Origin of the sequence: Sphingopyxis sp. H050 (assembly GCF_001468265.1) — a bacterium.
In the GTDB taxonomy this organism is placed as follows: Bacteria; Pseudomonadota; Alphaproteobacteria; order Sphingomonadales; family Sphingomonadaceae; genus Sphingopyxis.
Map to the genome: position 1 here is coordinate 98,240 of NZ_LNRZ01000005.1, position 19,036 is coordinate 117,275.

The following is a 19,036-nucleotide window of genomic DNA, read 5'->3' on the forward strand; positions in this document are numbered from 1 at the left end:
CGTCAGGCCGCCTGTTTGAGCGCCTCGGCCTGTTCGATGACGCCGAGGATGTCGCTCTCCTTCATGATGAGCAACTCCTCGCCGTCGATCCGGACCTCGGTGCCCGACCATTTGCCGAACAGGATGCGGTCGCCGGCCTGGACGTCGAGCGCGGTGACGGTGCCGTCCTCGGCGCGGGCGCCCGGACCGACGGCGACGACTTCGCCCTCCTGCGGCTTTTCCTTGGCGGTGTCGGGGATAATGATGCCGCCCGAGGTCTTTTCCTCGGCTTCGATGCGGCGGACGACCACACGGTCGTGCAAGGGACGGAAATGCATGCATAACCTCCATGTTGCATAACGATATGATACAGACCGCGCGCCTGTCCGGGACGCGCGGCGTCGAAGAGCTAGGAAGCGAATTTTTTCGCTTCAAGAGGATCGAGCAAAATTTTTTGAAGGCTGCCCTGCGGAGAAACAAATGCCGTTTATCAACGGCCTGGAACCCTCTTGACTCGACTCGCTTTGCTCCCAAAATCCGTCTTGCGGTGTGTTGCCGCACGACGAGAAAGGAATGGCGACAAGGAAGGAGGCACGATCATGTCCGAGCCATTTTCCCGTTTTCTGCACCCCTTCGACGTGGCGCGTCACCCGAGCCTGGAGCCCGAGGTCAAGCGCGCCCTTCTCGCATCCTGGGCATCGGACCGCGCGGCGGTCCGCAACCGGCCCGCACTTCGCAAGCCGCCGGGCGTGCGGCGCGCCGTGCCTGTCGACGATGTGCTTGCGGCGCTCCGGTCGCTCGACGGCGGCGAAGCGCGCGCGCCATGACCGACCGGGCGCTGATCGCGCAGCTGGACGGCTATGGGCTGACGACCGCCGAGATCCATTACTACCGGCCCGATCACCCCTCGCTGCTTCAGCTCTTCGTCTGGCAGGATTATGATCTGCCGCCGGACTTTCCGGTGGTGTTCGATTTTCTGGCGATGTGGCGACGCCAGATCGAAGCCGCGCTTCATTCGGTGCGGATCGCGCATCACGCGTTGATCGGCCCCGCCGAATGGCGCGCGGCCGATATTCTGCGGTCGCTGGACTAGGGCCTGACCTGGACGGAAGAAGAAATGGAAAGCTCTTGAAGGCAGCCTGGCCGCCGGTGCGCGGCTCGGACGGCGAGGCGACGCGCGCTCGATAGTGGCCATTTTTTCCGCCGCGCCAGCAAAGTTACCCGCATCATGTAAAAACTACTAGCAGGTAGATATGTTTTGCGGCATAGTTGTGCCGACGGGTCGTCATCGACAGAATGACGCCGCGGAGGGAGAGTTTAGTGTCACTATCCGGCTGCCTTGGGTCGATGCTATGACAGTGGCCGTGTCCAGCGATTCCCTGATCAGTCCGCGCGCCCCTGGCGCTTCGCTCAAGTCCGAGTTCGTTGCCTTCAAGGTCAACCGTATCGTCGAGGCGGCGAGCCACCTTTTTTACGAGCGCGGCTATAGCAGCTGTACCCTCGACAATGTCGCGAGCGAGCTCAGCGTCACCAAGCCCTTCCTCTATTCCTATTTCCGGAACAAGGAGGCGATTCTCGCCGCGATCTGCGAAGTCGGGATCAGCGAGGCGCTGGCGGTGCTGGAAGACGTGCTGGCGCACGATCATGGCAGCCACCGCGCGCGGCTTGCCGAGGTGGTGCGCAAGGTCGGGCGGATCGTGATCGACAGGCAGGAATATGTCGTCGTCTATCAGCGCGAAATGAAGCATCTGAGCGCCGACGACTATAAACGCATCCTGCGCCTCCGCCATAGTTTCGACCATCAGATCGGCGAGATGATCCGCGAAGGCGTCGCCAGCGGCGAGTTTCGCGAGGACATCGATCCCTTCATCGCTGTGTGGATCGGCGGCCTCATCAGCTGGATTCCGACCTGGTATTCGGCCAGCGGCCAGCGGTCGGCAGAGGAAGTGATCGAATATCTCGTCCAGGCCGCGCTGCGGCTTGCCGGCGCCGAATAGCAGGAAAGATTCGCAAAACACCGGGAGCGTAGGGGCTGAGGCCACCCGAATGGCCTCATAAGGAATCAAGTTACTGACGGGTAGAAAATTATAAGCCCGGTATAAAAGGGAGAGAGACCATGACTTTGAAGTTCAAGCATTTGCTGTCCGCGACCGCCATGGCTTCGCTCGCTGTGGCGTCGCCGGTTTACGCGCAAGCTGCGGACGCGGACGAAGCGGCAGGGGGCGCCGACGACAACACCATCATCGTGACGGCGACGAAGTCCGGCAAATCGCTCGAAGATACCGGCGCGGCGATTTCCGTGCTGGGCGCGGACGATGTCGGGGCGGGCGGCATCGAGGACGCCGGCGATCTTGCCGCCGCGGTGCCGAACGTGTCCGTCGGCGACCAGTTCGGCGTCAATCGCACCTTCATCCGCGGTATTGGCCTCACCAGCATCGACCTTGGCGCCGACGGCGCGGTCGCCTTTCTTCAGAACGGCGCGATCATTAGCCGCCCGGCAGCGCAGCTCAGCGGTTTTTATGACGTGCAGCAGATCGAAGTGCTGCGCGGGCCTCAGGGTACGACCTATGGCCGCGGCGCGACCGGCGGCGTCATCAATATCGTGACGGCGCGCCCGACTGCGGAGTTCGAGGGCTTTGGCCGCGCAACCTATGGCAATTATGATGCGCGCACGCTCGAAGCGGCGCTCGGCGGGCCGATCGCCGGCGAAAGCCTGATGTTCCGCGTCGCGGGCAAATATGAAAAGCGCGACGGCTACGGCACCAATTTGTTCACCGGCAACCCGGTCGACGACCGCGATGCCTATGCCATTCGCGGGTCGCTGCAGGCGAATATCTCGCCCGACCTCGAACTGCTGGTCGTTGCCGATCACTTCAAGGAAGACGATAACAATTACGCCTTCCACTATTTCGGGCCGACCGTGGTGCCCGAGGCCGGGCTGGCATCGTCACTGCTCGGCGGCAAGACGATCTACGATTATTATGCAGCGCGCGGCGAAAAGCCCGATCTGCGCAACATCTATTCCGACGAGGATGCGATAAACAAGCGCAACGGGTCGAGCGTCCAGGGTATCGTGACCTGGGACTCGGGCGATTTTTCGCTGGTCTCGACGACCGCCTATCGCAAGTTCAAGCGCTTCAACCGCGACGACCTCGACGTCAGCGACATCAACGCCTTCGGCCAGAACAACTATACCGAGGACAGCAAGTCGTTCAGCCAGGAAGTCAACTTCACCTATAAGGTCGGCAGCCTGTCGCTGCTTGGCGGCGCGACCTATTTCGACGAAAAGCTGTTCGGCGAAGTCCGCGTGCCGACGGTGAACCTCGCAGCCTTCTTTAACCTGCTGCTCGGCACCAACCTGCCCGCCAACCTGTTCGATAATGGCAATTACCTGCAACGCGGCACGGTGAAGACGAAGGCCGCGGGCGCCTATCTCGAGGCGGCCTATGAAATCCTGCCCGACCTCACGATCACGGCGGGCGCGCGGTACAATTGGGAAAAGCGCAGCGGCGTCGGGCGCTTTACCTTCGAGGCGCAGGGGCTCGACATTCCGACCGACAAGAGCGGCAGCTGGGACGCGATCACGCCCAAATTCGCGATCGAGTATCGCACGCCGGGCGGCACCCTTTTCTATGGCAAGGTGACGCGCGGCTTCAAATCGGGCGTCGTCAACATCGGCAGCGTCAACTCGGTCATCGATCCCGAATATGTGTGGAGCTATGAGGCCGGTTTCCGCGGCGAAACCGCCGACCGCAAATTCGGCCTGGCGGGCGCGGTCTTCTATTACGACTATACCAATCTGCAGGTCGGCTTCGTCAATGCGAACAGCATCGTCGAGACGATCAACGCCGCGTCGGCGCGCAACTATGGCGTCGAGCTGGAGGCGACGTTCCGGCCGGGCGACAACACAACGATCCGCGTCTACGGCACCTACCTCAACGCCAAATACAAGGATTTCTGCAACGGCTATTATGCCGCGGGCAATCCGAGCCGGCCGCAATATCCGGCGTGCGCGACCGACCCGGCGCTGGTCGATCTGTCGGGCAACCGCCTTTCGAACGCGCCCAAATATACCGTCGCGGCGTTTGTCGATCAGCGCTTCGATCTCGGCGGATCGGGATTCCTCGACCTGTCGGCCGACGTCAATCTGCAGGACGAAGTCTTCTTTACCGAGTTCAACAACAATGACGCGCGGCAGGAGGCTTTTGCGCTGGTCAACGCCAGTATCACCTATCGCTCGCCCGACGAACGCTGGTCGGTGGCGCTGTGGGGCAAGAATCTCACCGACAAATATGCGCTCGCGAACACGATTATCGCCGCGCCGCTGTACAGCTTCGTGTCGGTCGGATCGCTGCGGCCGCCGCGGACCTATGGCGTCACCCTCGGCATCGATTTCTGAGCGGGGGGTCGCGACATGGACGCAGCCTTCGCTATCGGCAGCCACCGGGTCTATCGGCTAGAAGAGTGGCAGGGCGGCTTCAGCCCGCCCGCCGCCCTTTTTGCCGAATTTGAGGCGGCTGCGTTCGAGCGCGAGGCGGCAGGTTTCGAGCCCGCGTTTTTCCGCGACGGCCTGATCTATGGCTATCTCCAAAGCTGGCTGATCGACACGGCAACCGAGCGGATCATCGTCGATACCGGGGCGGGCAACGACAAGGATCGCCCCGGCATCCCGATCTTCGGCCAGCTGAACACGCCGTTTCTGGAAGGGCTGAAGGCGGCAGGTTTCGAACCAGGCGACATCGACAAGATATTCTGCACCCATCTGCATATCGACCATGTCGGGTGGAACACCGAATGGCGCGAGGGGGCATGGCAGCCGACCTTTCCCAATGCGCGCTATTATTTCCCGCGCGCCGACGAGGAGGCTTGGAACCCGGCGAAGACGCGCTATGCGACGCTCGCCGGCGCCGGGGTCAACGCCAATGTGTTCGAGGACAGCGTGCAGCCGGTCCTCGACGCGGGCCTTGCCGAACTGATCGACGACGGCGCCACCATTGCGCCGGGTATGCGCGCCTGGACCTTTCCGGGCCACACGCCGGGGCATATGGTGCTGGAGGTCGAGAGCGAAGGCGATGTGGCGCTGTTCACCGGCGACATCTTGCATCACCCCATGCAGGTGATCCGCCCCGACTGGAACAGCGTTTACTGCGAGGACCGCGAAGCCGCCGCGGCAACGCGGCGGCGCATCCTCGAACGGGCCGCTGCCAAGGGCGCGCGCATCGTGCCGGCGCATTTCGGGGCGCCGCATTCGGTGTTCGTCGAACGCGGCGACGATGGAGCATTCGTGCCGCGCTTCAGCTAGCTTCAGGGAGACGACCCCCGTGACCGACGTCCTCGTACCTTCTTTTTCTCCCGACGACGCTGCGCTGAAAGCCGATCCTTACATCGCCTTTGCGCGCCTGCGCGAACATGACCCGATCCACCGCTCCGATCTCGGCTATTGGGTCGTCAGCCGTCACGAGGATGTGCGGTCGGTGCTGATGAACCGCGAAGATTTCGGGCAGGGCGATTTCGTCGAGAATATCCGGCTGTTCTACGGTCCCGAGTTCGATGTGCTGGGGCAGCGCGGCTATAAATGGTTGTCCGAGGTGTTCCTGATGCAGGACCCGCCGCATCACACGCGGGTGCGCGGACTGGTGACGAGCGCGCTGACGGCGAAGCGGGTTCGGGCGATGGAGCCGCGCATCCGGGAGATCACGGATCGGCTGATCGACGGCTTCTTGGCGGATGGTCGTGGCGATCTGATCGCGCGTTTCGCCTACGAACTTCCGGTGCGGGTCATGTGCGACATGCTGGGCATCGATCCCGAAGACGAGCGCCTGACCGCCGTCATCAACGCCATCGCGCAAAGTTTCATCGTCTTCGAAGCGCGCGCGCTGACCCCGGAAGAAATGGCGACCGCGAACAGCCAGATTGCGGTGTTGCAGCAGTTTTTCGAAACGCTGTTCGATGAGCGGAAGGCGGCACCGCGAGACGATCTCGCGACTGCGCTTGTCCAGGCGGGTGGGGCGGAAGATGCGCTGTCGCACGACGAACTGGTGACGGTGGCGATCGGCCTGTTCGGCGCCGGGTTCGAGACGACGGCGCATATGATCGGCAACGGGGTGCTGAGCTTCAGCCGCCATCCCGATCAATGGCGGCGGCTGGTGGGCGATCCGCAGGGGTTCGCCGCTGGCACGGTCGACGAGGTGCTGCGGTACGAAAGCTCGCTCGTCGCCACCTATCGCACCGCGCTGCGACCGACCGAGGTTCGCGGGCAGCCAGTGGCGAAGGGCGAGAAGGTCCTGACACTGATCGGCGCAGGAAACCGCGATCCGCGGGTGTTCGACAATCCCGACCGCTTCGACATCGGACGCGAGAATGCGGCCCGGCACCTGAGCTTCGGCGGCGGGATTCATTTCTGTGTGGGCGCGGAGCTGGCCCGGCTCGAAGGGCGGATCGCATTCGAGCGGCTGGCAACGCGGCTGCCGGGGCTCCACGTCGATACCGAGGCGCCGGCGTGGCGCGAGGGGTTCCTGTTCCGCGGCATGAGCGCGCTTCCGGCGCGCTGGTGATGCGTCAGGGCGTGACGACGACCTTGCCGATGCGCGTTGCCGACGCCAGGCTTTCGAACGCCGCTGGTGCATCGGCGAGCGCGAATGTCCGGTCGATCACCGCGCTGATCCGCTTGCGCTCGGCAAGGCCGAAGATGATCTCCAATATCGTCTGCACCCGCGCCGGATCGCTTTCGCCAAGATAGCGGGCATCGACACCCGCCAGTTCGCCCGACTTCAGCAGCGGCAGGTTGGCGGGAAGCTTCGGGATGCCGTCGCCCGATGCAAATCCGACCACCAGGTGCCGTCCGCGCTTGGCGAGCGAGCGGAAACAGGCCTCGAACAGCGGGCCGCCGACGGGATCGAACACACGGTCTACCCCGGCAGGATGGCGGTCCTTCAACCGCGCGCGCCAGTCGGGATCGCGATAGTCGAGCACCAGATCCGCCCCGAGCGCGGCGACATGGCGCATCTTGGCCTCGCCCGAGGCGAGACCGACGACGATGCCGCCGCTGGCGTGCGCCAGCTGGACCGCCGCCGACCCGACGCCCCCCGATGCGCCGGTAACGAGCAGCGACTGCCCGGGCCGATAGCCGCCGCGATCGAACAGACCATAATAGGCGGTGAGGAAATCGAGGATCAGCGCGGACGCGCTGGCGGCTTCGAGGGCGCCCGGCACCGCGACGCTGCTTGCCGCGCTGACGATCGCCCGTTCGGCAAGGCCGCCGCCGAATTGCCAACTCGCGACACGCTGGCCCGGCGCAAAGCCCGTCACGCCGTCGCCGACCGCTTCGACGCGCCCGACGATCTCGCCACCGGGGACGAAGGGCAAGGGCGGCCGCACCTGATAGAGCCCGCGCATCACCAACGCATCGACGAACCCCAGCGCTGTCGCCTCGACGCGCAGCAGAATTTCGCCCGCTTGCGGCGCGCCGACCGGCCGGTCCTCGACCGCGAAATCCTCGACCGCGCCGAGGCGATGGCCCCGAAACGCCTTCATCGGCCGCGACCCCGCCGCCTATCCGGCTTTGGCGAGGGCAGGGCGGTCGCCATCCTTGGTGCCAAATTCCAGATCGTCGGCGTTGGGCGATCGCGTCATCCGCCAGAAGGCGTCGTTGCGCCACGGCGTGATCGCGATGACGCGGCCCTTGGCGTTGCGATACCAGTTTTCGGTGCCGGGGTGGGTCCACACCAGCTTGTCATGGGCCTCGTCGATCCGGCGACGATAGTCCTGATACACGGCGTCCTTCACCTCTACCGTATCGGCGCCCCGCGCGGCGCTGGCCAGCACGACTTCGCCGGCAAAATGCATCTGGTTCTCGATATTGCGGATCATGCTGCCGCCATGGCCCGACCCGACATTGGGGCCGAGCAGAATGAACAGGTTGGGAAATCCCGGAACCAGCGTGCCGAGATAGGCGGCCGCGTCGTCGTCGCCCCACAGATCCCGCAAGACGGCGCCGCCGCGTCCGACCACCTCATAGGAACCGAGCACGCGCGTCGTCTGGAACCCGGTCGCCAGAATGATGACGTCCGCCTCGACCTCGATCCCCGATGACGAGATCAGCCGGTTGCCCTCGACACGCGCCAGATGTTCGGGGATCAGCCGGACATTCGGCTTGCGCAGGGTCCGATACCAGCCATTGTCGAGCAGCATGCGCTTCGCGAAGGGCGGATAGTCTGGCAGCACGTCGTCGATCAGTTCGGGGCGGTCCGCCAGCTGTTCCTCGACATAGCGGGTGAAATGGCGGCGATGGCCGTCGTTGATCGCGTTCACCGCGCGCTCGGGATGTGGCCACTCGGGGTCGCGGTGCAAGGTGCCGTGCACGCGGTCGTTGAAGGTCCACGAGAGGCGCTGTTCCAGCCACGCGCGATAGAGCGGCACGGCCTGCATCAGATATCGTACGCCGTCCGGAACCGCCTTGCGGAATTGCGGGAAGGGCGCCGCCCATTGTTTCGACCGCGCGAAGAGGGTGAGCGCGCTCGCCTCGTCGGCAACCGCCGGGGCGACCTGCATTCCCGACGCGCCATTGCCCACCACCGCGATGCGTTTGCCCGCCAGGTCGGCGTTCTCGGGCCAGCGGCTGGTGTGGATGACCTCGCCGGCGAAGGTGTCGAGGCCCTCGATTTGCGGATATTTCGGGATGTTGAGGATGCCGACGGCGCTGAACAGATAGTCGGCGCGGTGCGTTGTCGTCGTGCCGTCGGGTTTCGCCACTGCCACTTCCCATTGACCGGCGTCGTCGATCCAGCGCGCCGATTCCACCCTGGAATTGAACTGCGCGCGGGCGGGCAAGCCATATTCGCGCGCGGTGTCGAGCAGATAGGCTTCGATCTCGTCGCGCAGCGGGAAATATTGCGACCAGTCGTTCGGGCGGCACGAGAAGGTATAGGTCAGCGACGGGGTATCGACCCCGCATCCCGGATAGCGATTTTCGAACCAGGTGCCGCCGAAATCCTCGTTCTTTTCGAACAATACATAATCGATGCCCAGCCGCTGCAGCTCCATTCCGGCGCAAATGCCCGAAATGCCGCCGCCTACCACGATCGCCGATTTCGTCTTGAGCGAGGGGGGTGCCTCGCGCGGTGCGGGTGCATACATCATCCCGGCCGCGACAATATCGCCATATTCCGTCGGCACATGCTCGGCCATGGCGACGCTCAGCATGGTCGCAAGATGGGCATTGTCGGGGCGGGGCAGCGCCAGCGGCTTGCTTTTCAGCCAGGCTTCGATCGCCTGGTGTGCTTGGTCGCGTACTTCGCGCTGGATATCCTCGGGCAGCTGGCCGCTGTCATTGTCGTCGAGGCCGGGGGCGCGGCGCGGGCGATAGGGCTCTTCCAGCCATTTGGCGTCGCCCGTCATCTGGTGAAGCAGCATGAGCAGCGACGGGATATTGCCCTGTTCGACCCCCGCCGCCAGAAGCGGCCAGTCGATCTGGTCCGCTGCGATCGGCCGGTCGGCTATCGGATCAGTCATGTCTTCAATATCCTGGAACGAGCGATGAAAGGGGAGCGCATGGGGCTTTTCCGGGCGGAGGGTTTTCGCACATCATGGCGCAAAGCTCTCGCGGCGGACCCTCAGCCCCGCGGCTTCGCGGTCCCAGGTATCGCCGGTGATGCCTTCGCGGCGCAGATCGGTCTTGAGCACTTTGGCCGACGGCGTCTTCGGCAACTCGTCGAGCACGCGGAAATAGCGCGGGACCATGAAATAGGGCATGGTCTCGATCAGATATTCCGCCAGCGCGCGGCAGTCGACCGACCGCCCCGGGACGGGCGCGACGACGACCATGACCTCGTCCTCCGAATATTCGCTCGGCACCGCGATCGCGGCTGCTTCGCGCACGTCGGGGTGGCGGCAGACCTCGGCCTCGACCTCGAACGACGAGATATTCTCGCCGCGGCGGCGGATCGCATCCTTCACCCGGTCGACGAAATAATAATAGCCTTCCGCGTCGCGGCGAAAGGCGTCGCCGGTGTGGAACCAGCCGTTGCGCCACGCGGCGGCGGTCGCCTCGGGGTTGGCGTTATAGCCGCTGTTCATCGCCCAGGGGCGGTCGGTGCGGACAAGCATCTCGCCGATTTCGCCGACCGCGACCTCGCAATCATTGCCGTCGACCAGCCTGACTTCCACGCCCGGACGGACCCGGCCGCAGGTGCCGATCTTGGCGGGATTGGCCTCGGAGACGATCGGCGACGAAATCTCGGTCATGTTGAAGATCGTATAGATGTCGATGCCGAAGCGCTCGGTAAAGGCGGGCGCGTCGCCCGTCAGCGGCACCATGAACGCCTTTTTGACGCCATGGTCGCGGTCTTGCGCGGAGGGCGGCGCCTTCAGCAGGAAGGTGGCCATGACGCCCAGCAGAAACACGACCGTCGCGCCGGTGCGTTTCGCCACCGCCCAGAATTCGTCGGTCGAGAAATTGTCGATCAGGGCAACCGAAGCGCCGCGGGCGAGCATGACGAAGGGCGGCCCCATGCCGCCGATATGAAAGATCGGCGCAACGCACATATAGCGATCGTCCTCGCCGACCATCGGCCAGCTCTCCGGCCCGGCGTTGGAGAACATGTGGAGATAGGACGACAGCACGCCCTTCGACGGGCCGGTGGTCCCCGATGTATAGATGATCGACTGGATGTCCCACGGATCGATAGGCCGGTCGAGCGGCAGGTCGTCGGAGGGGTCGCCGGTCACCTCGTCGAAGCGCACCGACGGAAGCGGCGCCTCCGGTATCGCATTTGCCGTCGTGACGACGAGGCGCTCGACCCCGGCCAGATCGACCTCGGCGAGGCGCGGGATCAGGTCGGGATGGACGAGCAATGTCCGCGCCGACGAATTGGCGAGAACATGCTCCAGCAGGCCGCCCCGGTACGCGGTGTTGAACGGCACGAAGACCGCGCCGAGATAGTTGATCGCATAGAAGGCGACCAGCGCGTCGGGCCCGTTCGGCAGCCACACCGCCACATGTTCGCCCTGCCGGACGCCGAGCTTGCGGAGACCCGCGGCCTTGGCGCGGACGCGCGCCCGGATTTCGGCGAAGCTCCATTCGGAGCCGTCGGCAAAGACGATATGCGCCTTGTCGGGCCGCTCGGCCGCCCAGCGGTCGAGCAGGTATCGCAGCACGCACTCGTCGCGATTGGGAATGCGCGGATCCTGAAAATCTCGCGCGCGATTCGCGTCCTGTTCGGGCGCGCCTGGTCGGTCGGTTGCCGTGGTCGCTTGCATCGTCAGGCTGCTCGGCGAAGGATTTCGAGGATATCGGCGGCGGAGGTGACCGGCCGCGGGTTCGTGCGGCCCCAAATATCGAGCAATGTGTAGTCGGCGACTTGCTGAAAGCGGCTTTCGTCGACGCCGACCTCGCTCAGCCGGCGTGGCATGCCCAGGCCCGAGATGAACGCGTCGAGCGCCGCCGACGCGCTCGCATGGCCGCCGCCGAGCACGGCGAGGGTGCGCGCCTGCCGGCTGGCGTCATATTCGGCGTTCCACGCCAGCACATAGGGCGACATGACGCAGGAGGTGTAGCCGTGCGGGACGTCGCAGGTGCCCCCCAGAATATGGCCGATCGCGTGGCTGGCCCCCATCGGAACGCCGCCGATGATGCTGATCATCGACTGCCAGGCGCCGATCTGGCATTTCAACCGGCCTTCGAGATCGCCGGGATCGGCCTTGACCCGCGGCAGGCCCTCGACGAGCAGCCGCAGTGCACTTTCGGCGAGCCCGTCGGCAAAATCGTTCGACTGATAGGAGGACAGGGTTTCCACCGCATGATCGACCGAGCGAACGCCGGTCGATAGCCACAGCCATTCGGGCGTGTGGCGCGTGATGGCGGGGTCGAGCACGACCATGACCGGCGCCATGTCGCGATGCTCATAACCCTGCTTGTGCTGCGTCACTTCGTCGGTCGAACCCGAAAGCGCATTGAATTCGCCGCCGGAGAGCGTCGTCGGCACGCAGATGACCGGAATGTCGGGGCCGACGGTGACCGGGTTGATGACCTCGCCCGCGTCGGTGACATAGGTGCGCAGCGGCTCGAACGCCTCGACGCTCCGCACATCATGCTTGATCAGCAGCGCGACGATCTTGGCGCTGTCGGTGGCCGAGCCGCCGCCGATGGACACGATCAAATCGGCTCCGGCGGCGCGCGCGGCGTCAGCTGCTTTCAGAACGTCGGCGCGCGGTGCATGGGGCGCAATTCCGCTGAAGGTGGCCGCATGTCGCCCACCCAGGGCCGCTTCGATCTTTCCGATTTCATCGGTGCGTTCGCGCAGCGTCGTCGATGCCAGCAGGAAGACCTTGCTGCATCCCATCTTCCCCGCCTGATCGGCGATCGCTTCCGCCGTCGGAACGCCCATCGTAACCCGCTCGGTCCGGGTGAAACGCAATTCGCTCGGGGTGATCTCAGCCATCGTGTCGCTCTCCTCTGATCCTCCGGTCTGTGCCGGACTCGTGAATCAGATAGTGACAGGACAAGAAGATACTGGCTAGTATATTTTTCAACCGATGAGAATATTTCCGCCGGAGTGCGCGGATGAAGGGGAGCCAAATCCGGATGAGTGAACAGAAAGAGGGTGCGTCGCCGCCGGCTGCAAATATCCGCATTCTCGAATTTTCGGGGCTCGGTCCGACCCCCTTTGGCGCGATGCTGCTCGCGGACCTCGGCGCCGACATCCTGCGCATCGAACGGTTCGGGGCCGGGCGGCCCTTGGGCGGCGATCCGCAATATGACTTTCTCTACCGGAACCGCCCGTCGGTCGCGATTGATCTCAAATCTCCCGATGGCCTCGATCTTGTTCGCGATCTGGCGATGAAGGCCGATGTCGTCATCGAAGGCTATCGACCGGGGGTGATGGAGCGGCTCGGGCTGGGTCCGGAAACACTGTGCGCCGCGAACCAGCGACTGATCTACGCCCGCATGAGCGGGTGGGGGCAAACCGGCCCGCTTGCATCGCGCGCCGGGCACGACATCAATTATCTTGCGCTCACCGGCGCGCTATATCCGATCGGGCCGGGCAATGCGCCGCCCACGCCGCCGCTGAATCTCGTTGGAAATTTCGGGGGCGGCGGGACCTTTCTCGCGATGGGCGTGCTCGCCGCGCTGCTCGAGCGGCACCGCTCGGGCAAGGGCCAGGTTCTCGACGTGGCGATGGTGGATGGCATATCGGTCCTGCTGACCCAGATGGCCGGCTGGATGCAGATGGGCTTGTGGAATAGCGGGCGCAGCAACAATCTGTTGGACGGCAGTGCCTATTTCTACCGCTGCTACGAGACCGCCGATGGCCGGCACATGGCTGTCGGGGCTTTGGAGCGCGAATTTCACGATGCGTTCGTGGCCGGGCTGGGGCTGGACCCGCTTCAATTCACCGATTATCTCAACCCGGCCGTCTGGCCCGACCGTTTTCGTCGGATCGAGCCGATATTTCTGTTGCGCTCGCAGCGCGAGTGGGCCGCAATTTTCGACCAACTCGACGCTTGCGTTTCCCCGGTCCTGACGTTTCGCGAAGCGGCCGACCATCCCGCCCATTTGGCGCGCCATGTTCACGCGCATTCGGGTCCCGCGTTGCAGCCCGCGCCCGCGCCAAGATTTGCAAGATCGCCGGCGCGGCTGCCCGACCCTGTAGTTTCCAAGCCCGACAATGCAGAGACTTTGACGAATTGGGACGTCACCGCGGATGCGATACGGTTGCTGCAAGAAAACAAGGTTTTGGGATAGCGCGTCTATCCCCCCGCACGGATGAGACTGGACGGGGGAAACCGCCGATGACCGCAGAGGCAAGCGGCGGCTCCACAATCGCGGCCACGCCTTACGAAGCCCAGGTGCGTCGCCCAAAAATCGCTGTCCTACAAAGTCGCGCCGCGTTAGCCTGATTCGCCGTCGTTACTCGCGTATCTTTTGCCGCCGCGCACAGGCTCGCGGGGGAGAGTGTGCCGCTGCGACCGCCATTGGGCTGAACTTCCCTGAACTTTGAACGACGCCCGATGACGGCGGGCGGGACGGCTTGGGCTACCCAAGGGGCGCGCATTTCCCTGGAATGATGATGCCGGACGCGCCCGGGCGATTGACCGCGAGGCGATCCATCCCGCATGTAGGGGGCCGGTATTTTCTTGTGCTGGAAGGGCCGTGCAGTGCTCAATATCGGATGTCGGCTGGCGGCCCTCCTCGGCCTTGCCGTGATGCTCACGGGCTCGGCCACCGGCCGGCCGGGCGATCCCGCGCCGCCGGGTTCGAACCCGATCATCCGCGACAAGTTCACCGCCGATCCCGCCCCTCTCGTCGTCGGCGACACGCTGTATCTCTATGTCGGGCATGATCAGGCGCGGGGCGACGAGATGTTCAACATGCGCGAATGGCTGGTCTATTCGACGAAGGACATGCGGCATTGGACCACCCACGACCCGATCATGCAGGTCGCCGATTTCAAATGGGCAAAGCAGGACGCCTGGGCGGCGCAGGCGATCCGCAAGAACGGCAAATACTGGTTCTACGCCGCGGTCGAGCATGACGACAGCCATCCGGGCAAGGCGATCGCCGTCGCGGTGTCGGACAGCCCGACCGGACCGTTTGTCGATGCCAAGGGATCGGCGCTGATCACCAATGGCATGACCCCCAAAGGCACGCACAGCTGGGAGGATATCGACCCCACCGTCTTCACCGACGACGACGGCACGACTTGGATCGCGTGGGGCAACCGCCAATGCTATATCGCCAAGCTGAAGCCCAATATGATCGAGATCGACGGCCCTATCACCGAGATCACGCCGCCCCATTTCGAGGAAGGGCCGTGGCTGCACGAGCGCGGCAAGCTCTACTATCTGACCTATGCCTCGCTCGACCGGACGACGCAGCGCGACGAGCATGTCTCCTACGCCACCGCGCCGTCGCTCGCCGGGCCCTGGACCTATCGCGGGTTGCTGACCGGGCCGGGCAAATCCAGCTTCACCATCCACCCCGGCATCGCGGAGTTTCGCGGGGTGTGGTATATCTTCCTGCACGACGCCTCGCTGACGATCGGCGATCAAAAGGGCGCGCTCGGGCGCCGGTCGGTGACCGTCGAATATCTGTCTTATGACGAAAAGGGGGCAATGAAGCCGGTGATCCAGACCGACGCCGGCGTGTCGGTCCCGCCGCCCTGAAGATCAGAACGGTCGTCCGGCGCTGAACTCTGTGGCGATGCTCCGCCAAGCCGCCGCCTGTTCGTGCGGCTGGCCTGAAAATTTCGCGGCGCGGGAACTGCGAAAGGTCGTCCGGCGTATTCTCGCCGAGCTTCAAAACGCAATGGATTGAATGCTTTCCACCGGGCCGCGCCGTTGCGCGGCCCGGACTATTGCCCTTTCCTCCACGATGCTTGCGCCCTCGAAAAGCCGGCGGCCCCAAGCGCCGTTGCCAACGATCTTGCATGAACGCGCAACAAGATTTCGGCCGTTGCGTTTGACAGGCATGACACCGCGCTGGCCCAGCACTTTATGGATCGTCCGTCATGGCCAGAGCGCCGGCAATGTCGCCCGCGACGCTGCCGATGCCGCCGGATCGTTCCGCATCGCGCTCGATCGCCGCGATGTCGATGTCCCGCTGTCAAAACTGGGCGAAGAGCAGTCGCGCGCGCTCGGCGAGTGGTTCGCCGCGGGCAAGGAGGATGGCCGCCCCGAGATATTGCTGGCATCGCCCTATGCGCGTGCCGTCCGGACGGCCGAGATCTTCCGCGCCGCCGGCGGGTGCCCGCCGGATGAGAAAATCTGCATCGACGAGCGGCTTCGAGAAAAGGAGTTCGGCATCCTCGACGGGTTGACGCATGTCGGCATCGAGGCCGCGCACCCCGAACAGGCGGCGTTTCGGACGCTCCTCGGCAAATTCTACCATCGGCCGCCGGGCGGCGAGAGCTGGTGCGACGTTATCCTGCGCCTCCGCTCGCTGCTCGACACGGTATCGCTGCACTATGGGGGGCGGCGGGTGATGATTGTTGCGCACCAGGTCGTGGTGCTGTGCCTTCGCACCATCATCGAAAATCTTGAGGAGAAGGAAATCTTGGCCATCGACAGCGAAGGCGACGTCGCCAATTGCGCGATCACCGAATATCGTTTCGATCCCGGCATCGGCCGCGACGGAAACCTGGTGCTGGCGCGCTATAATGTCACCGCGCCCATGACGGGCGACGTCGCCGTTACCCGCGACCCCGACGCGATGGTGGCCGCGCGTGGGTGAAGAGGCCCGGCTCGACACGGCGTGGCTGAAAGCCAATCCGCTGCCCGATCATCACGACAATGTCGACAAGAACGGACGCGGCCGGGTGCTCATAATCGGCGGGTGTCGGCGCGTGCCGGGCGGCATGTTGCTGACCGCCGAGGCGGCTTTCCGGGCCGGCGCGGGAAAGGTGACGATCGCGACCATCGCCTCGGCCGCCATTCCGATCGGTATCGCTTTCCCCTCCTGCGCGGTGATCGCGCTTCCCGAGACCGAGGGCGGCGAGATATCGCCCGACAGCGCCGAACTCCTCTTGGGCGAACTGAAACTGCATGATGCGGTCGTCATTGGCCCCGCGATGATCGACGAGGCGATCGTCGGATCGCTCCTCGCGGCGCTGCTGCCTGCGCTCCCCGAGGATAAATTCCTGCTGCTTGACGCTTTCGCGTTGCGCGCCGCCGCCGATCATGCCGAGGAAATCCGCTCGCGTGGTGCCCATATCGTCATGACCCCGCATGAAGGGGAGCTCGCGGCGTTGCTGGGTGTCGAGCGTGAGGCGGTGGCCGCCGATCCCCCCGGTCATCTGGCCGAAGCCGTCGAGCGCTTCGGCTGCGCGGTCATGGTCAAAGGTTCAACAAGCCATCTGATGGCCGGCAACACATCGCTGAGCTACGCAGGCGGCGGGCTCGGGCTTGCGGTCAGCGGGTCGGGAGACATCCTGGCGGGACTGATCGCCTCGCTCGGCGCGCAGGGCCTGTCGCCGCTCGACGCCGCGGCATGGGGCATCTGGTTGCATGGCGAGGCGGGGCGACGCTTGTCGGAGACGATGGGACCGCTCGGCTTCCTTGCGCGCGAACTGCCGCCGCTCGTTCCCGGGCTGATGCGCGGCGTCTGACCGCCCGAGCGGACGCTAGCGTAGCGCCGCGCGGGTCATGTCCTTGCAGCCGGCCGCAGATAGCGGCGGAGCCTTGATTGCCGGACCATCGTCCTTGCGCAGCCCGAGGGCGCTGCCGATCGAGCGGCCGATCGACCCGATGATGCCTTTGCCTGAGCCTTTCCCCGCGGCGGGCCGGTTATCGACCGTGATCGCGGGGGCCGAAAGGGTGCCGCTGATCCGCAGCGGATCGACGAGTTTCAGGACCGGCTTGTTCTTCGAGGCGCCCGCCACGGTCAGCGCGACCGTTTCACCGTCGAGGTTGATTACTCCGCTGCCGCTGCCGCGCGAGACGGCGGTCGCCATCAGGAAGGGCGCGGGGCGGAGCACGCCGTTCCTGGCGTCGAACGCCAGGATCGCGCAGGTGAGCGGCGTCATGGCGTCGTCGTTGCCGAGTGTCTGGCCGATCGCGCCGCCAAGATCCTGCCCGAGGACGAAGGCAGCGGCGCGGTTCATCGCGCCGCGGCTGGCGGTGAAGGCGATCTTGCCGCTTCCGTTGCTGAAGGCCTCGCGAATCGTCGTCCCGCGGCCCGCGATCCGAACGAGACCCTGTACCGCCCCGCCGATCATGTCAGGCTGGCCGATCAGCGTTTCGAGCCGCGCTCCCTCGACCCTGAGCTCGGTCGAGAAGATCGGCGTGGCGGCCGTGGAATCGACTTTCACCCAGCCGGTCATGCGCCCAGCGTCGAGCTTGGCGACGGCCTTGTCGAGCTTGAGGATACGGTGGTCGAGCGTCAACTCGCCCGTCAGGTTCTGGAAGACCGAGCCGCCCCGGATCAACAGCCGGGCGATGGAAAAGCGGATGGTGCCGTCAGTCGGCCCCATCCGGCTGAGATCGATCCGGGTATCCGGAATGATCCGCTTGCCGATCCGGGCTTCCTTCGCGCGCGCGGCGGCGAGGCCCGCGTCGTCGGCGAGATCGTCGAAGTCGAATTGCGGGGCATCGATCGTCGCGTCGATCTTGGTTCGGCCGCCGCGCTTCAGCACGGTCGCCTTGGCATCGATGCGCGACCGGCCGATCGTGCCGCGCAGGGTGTCGATGAACCAGTCTTCGCCGACATGACGCACTGAACCGGAAAGGTCGATGTCCTGCGTGCCGAACAATCCCGCCTCGATCACATGGTCGAGCTTTTTGAGGCTGGTGCCCTTGGCGATTATCGTCATTTTCATGTCGCGGAAGTTGAGGGGGCCGGCGGCTGTGCCGGTCGCGCTCAAGTCGAGGACAGCGGAGTCCAGCCTGGCCGAGAATGGCCAGGCGTGGGCCGCCTTTTGCCCCGCAAGAGCGTTGCCGCGCGCCGTCAGGCGGGCGGGCGTTCCGTCAAAGGTGCCAGCGGCGTCGATGGCGAGGCCGGTCGCGGCATCGGCTGTGATCGTGCCCCGGATATCGAGCCTGCGCTTCACATCGCGGAGCGTGAAGCGGCCCTTGTCGATCAGCAGCCGCTCCAGCGACGGTGCATCGCGGCTTGTCGACGAGGTCTTGCCGGGTCGGCCCGCCCAATTGCTGTTGCCCTTGGCGTCGCGGACGAGCGCAACGTCGAGCCCCATCACGGTAATCGACTGCGGATCGGCGTCGCCGATGATCAGATCGAAGATCGACACGCGAGCGCTGGCCCGGGACACGGTCAGGAAATCGCCGGTGCCGGCCCACGCCGGCTGGACGATCCGCAGGTCGCGCACCACGATCTCGGGGGTGAAAGAAAAGGCGCTCGTTCGCGACAGGGCGCCGATCGTCACCGGCGCATCGAACTCGTCCGAGAGCCGGCGCTCGGCGACGCTCTTCAACAATCCGACGGGAAAGGCGGCAGCCGCGAGTAACGCGAGAAGGAGCACGATGGCGATGGCCGCAAGGGTGATCTGCCTTTTCTTTGGAACGCGACCGGCTGAATCTCGTGCTGTCGCCATTCGCGGTCTTTCTT

General features: G+C 64.9%; 16 protein-coding genes. 10 read left to right on the top strand and 6 right to left on the bottom strand.

Annotated elements, in window-relative coordinates; translation table 11 throughout:
* Positions 1-2: 2 nt before the first annotated feature.
* The gene (gene groES, locus ATE67_RS11620) at positions 3-317 is read right to left on the bottom strand and encodes a co-chaperone GroES (RefSeq protein ID WP_058816844.1); all 315 of its coding nucleotides are present in this window, start codon (positions 315-317) and stop codon (positions 3-5) included.
* A 261-nt stretch (positions 318-578) separates the two neighbouring features.
* Between groES and ATE67_RS11625 the strand changes: the two genes are divergently transcribed.
* The 6 genes from ATE67_RS11625 (at position 579) to ATE67_RS11650 (ending at position 6,533) form a co-directional block, all read left to right on the top strand.
* Positions 579-806, top strand: coding sequence for a hypothetical protein (locus ATE67_RS11625; protein ID WP_058816845.1), 228 nt, complete (start codon positions 579-581; stop codon positions 804-806).
* A complete protein-coding gene (locus ATE67_RS11630) occupies positions 803-1,072 on the top strand; it encodes an usg protein (protein ID WP_058816846.1) in 270 nt (89 codons plus the stop codon). Before ATE67_RS11625 ends, ATE67_RS11630 begins: the two co-directional genes overlap by 4 nt.
* Before the next feature lie 271 nt (positions 1,073-1,343).
* Positions 1,344-1,976 carry a TetR/AcrR family transcriptional regulator gene (locus ATE67_RS11635; protein WP_231728132.1) on the top strand — a complete coding sequence of 211 codons (633 nt, stop codon included), beginning with the start codon at positions 1,344-1,346 and terminating at the stop codon, positions 1,974-1,976.
* 119 nt (positions 1,977-2,095) lie between these two features.
* Complete coding sequence (locus tag ATE67_RS11640) at positions 2,096-4,378, top strand: TonB-dependent receptor (protein ID WP_058816847.1); 2,283 nt, start codon at positions 2,096-2,098, stop codon at positions 4,376-4,378.
* 15 nt (positions 4,379-4,393) lie between these two features.
* On the top strand, positions 4,394-5,281 hold the full coding sequence (locus ATE67_RS11645; protein WP_058816848.1) for an MBL fold metallo-hydrolase: 888 nt from the start codon (positions 4,394-4,396) through the stop codon (positions 5,279-5,281).
* A gap of 19 nt (positions 5,282-5,300) precedes the next feature.
* Positions 5,301-6,533 carry a cytochrome P450 gene (locus ATE67_RS11650; RefSeq protein ID WP_058816849.1) on the top strand — a complete coding sequence of 411 codons (1,233 nt, stop codon included), beginning with the start codon at positions 5,301-5,303 and terminating at the stop codon, positions 6,531-6,533.
* A gap of 4 nt (positions 6,534-6,537) precedes the next feature.
* On the opposite strand, the gene ATE67_RS11655 is transcribed toward ATE67_RS11650, so the two are convergent.
* The 4 genes from ATE67_RS11655 to ATE67_RS11670 all read right to left on the bottom strand — a co-directional run bounded on the left by ATE67_RS11655 (position 6,538) and on the right by ATE67_RS11670 (position 12,416).
* Complete coding sequence (locus ATE67_RS11655; protein WP_058816850.1) at positions 6,538-7,512, bottom strand: NADPH:quinone oxidoreductase family protein; 975 nt, start codon at positions 7,510-7,512, stop codon at positions 6,538-6,540.
* A gap of 18 nt (positions 7,513-7,530) precedes the next feature.
* Positions 7,531-9,489 (bottom strand): flavin-containing monooxygenase, encoded by a 1,959-nt coding sequence (locus tag ATE67_RS11660; RefSeq protein WP_058816851.1) that lies wholly within the window; start codon positions 9,487-9,489, stop codon positions 7,531-7,533.
* 72 nt (positions 9,490-9,561) lie between these two features.
* The gene (locus ATE67_RS11665) at positions 9,562-11,133 is read right to left on the bottom strand and encodes an AMP-binding protein (RefSeq protein ID WP_231728133.1); all 1,572 of its coding nucleotides are present in this window, start codon (positions 11,131-11,133) and stop codon (positions 9,562-9,564) included.
* Between the two features lie 104 nt (positions 11,134-11,237).
* Entirely contained in the window at positions 11,238-12,416 is a 1,179-nt protein-coding gene (locus ATE67_RS11670) for an iron-containing alcohol dehydrogenase (RefSeq protein ID WP_058816852.1), read from the bottom strand.
* 143 nt (positions 12,417-12,559) lie between these two features.
* On the opposite strand from ATE67_RS11670, the gene ATE67_RS11675 reads away from it, so the two are divergent.
* From ATE67_RS11675 to ATE67_RS11690, 4 genes are all read left to right on the top strand, one after another.
* Positions 12,560-13,720 carry a CaiB/BaiF CoA transferase family protein gene (locus ATE67_RS11675; protein WP_058817078.1) on the top strand — a complete coding sequence of 387 codons (1,161 nt, stop codon included), beginning with the start codon at positions 12,560-12,562 and terminating at the stop codon, positions 13,718-13,720.
* 413 nt (positions 13,721-14,133) lie between these two features.
* On the top strand, positions 14,134-15,141 hold the full coding sequence (locus ATE67_RS11680; RefSeq protein ID WP_231728134.1) for a glycoside hydrolase family 43 protein: 1,008 nt from the start codon (positions 14,134-14,136) through the stop codon (positions 15,139-15,141).
* 304 nt (positions 15,142-15,445) lie between these two features.
* Positions 15,446-16,207 carry a histidine phosphatase family protein gene (locus tag ATE67_RS11685; protein ID WP_058816853.1) on the top strand — a complete coding sequence of 254 codons (762 nt, stop codon included), beginning with the start codon at positions 15,446-15,448 and terminating at the stop codon, positions 16,205-16,207.
* A complete protein-coding gene (locus ATE67_RS11690) occupies positions 16,200-17,081 on the top strand; it encodes an NAD(P)H-hydrate dehydratase (protein WP_058816854.1) in 882 nt (293 codons plus the stop codon). The genes ATE67_RS11685 and ATE67_RS11690 overlap by 8 nt, the downstream gene beginning before the upstream one ends.
* Positions 17,082-17,096: 15 nt before the next feature.
* Here the strand turns inward: ATE67_RS11690 and ATE67_RS11695 are convergent, their stop codons facing one another.
* A complete protein-coding gene (locus ATE67_RS11695) occupies positions 17,097-18,950 on the bottom strand; it encodes an AsmA family protein (protein ID WP_197411940.1) in 1,854 nt (617 codons plus the stop codon).
* Between the last annotated feature and the right edge of the window lie 86 nt (positions 18,951-19,036).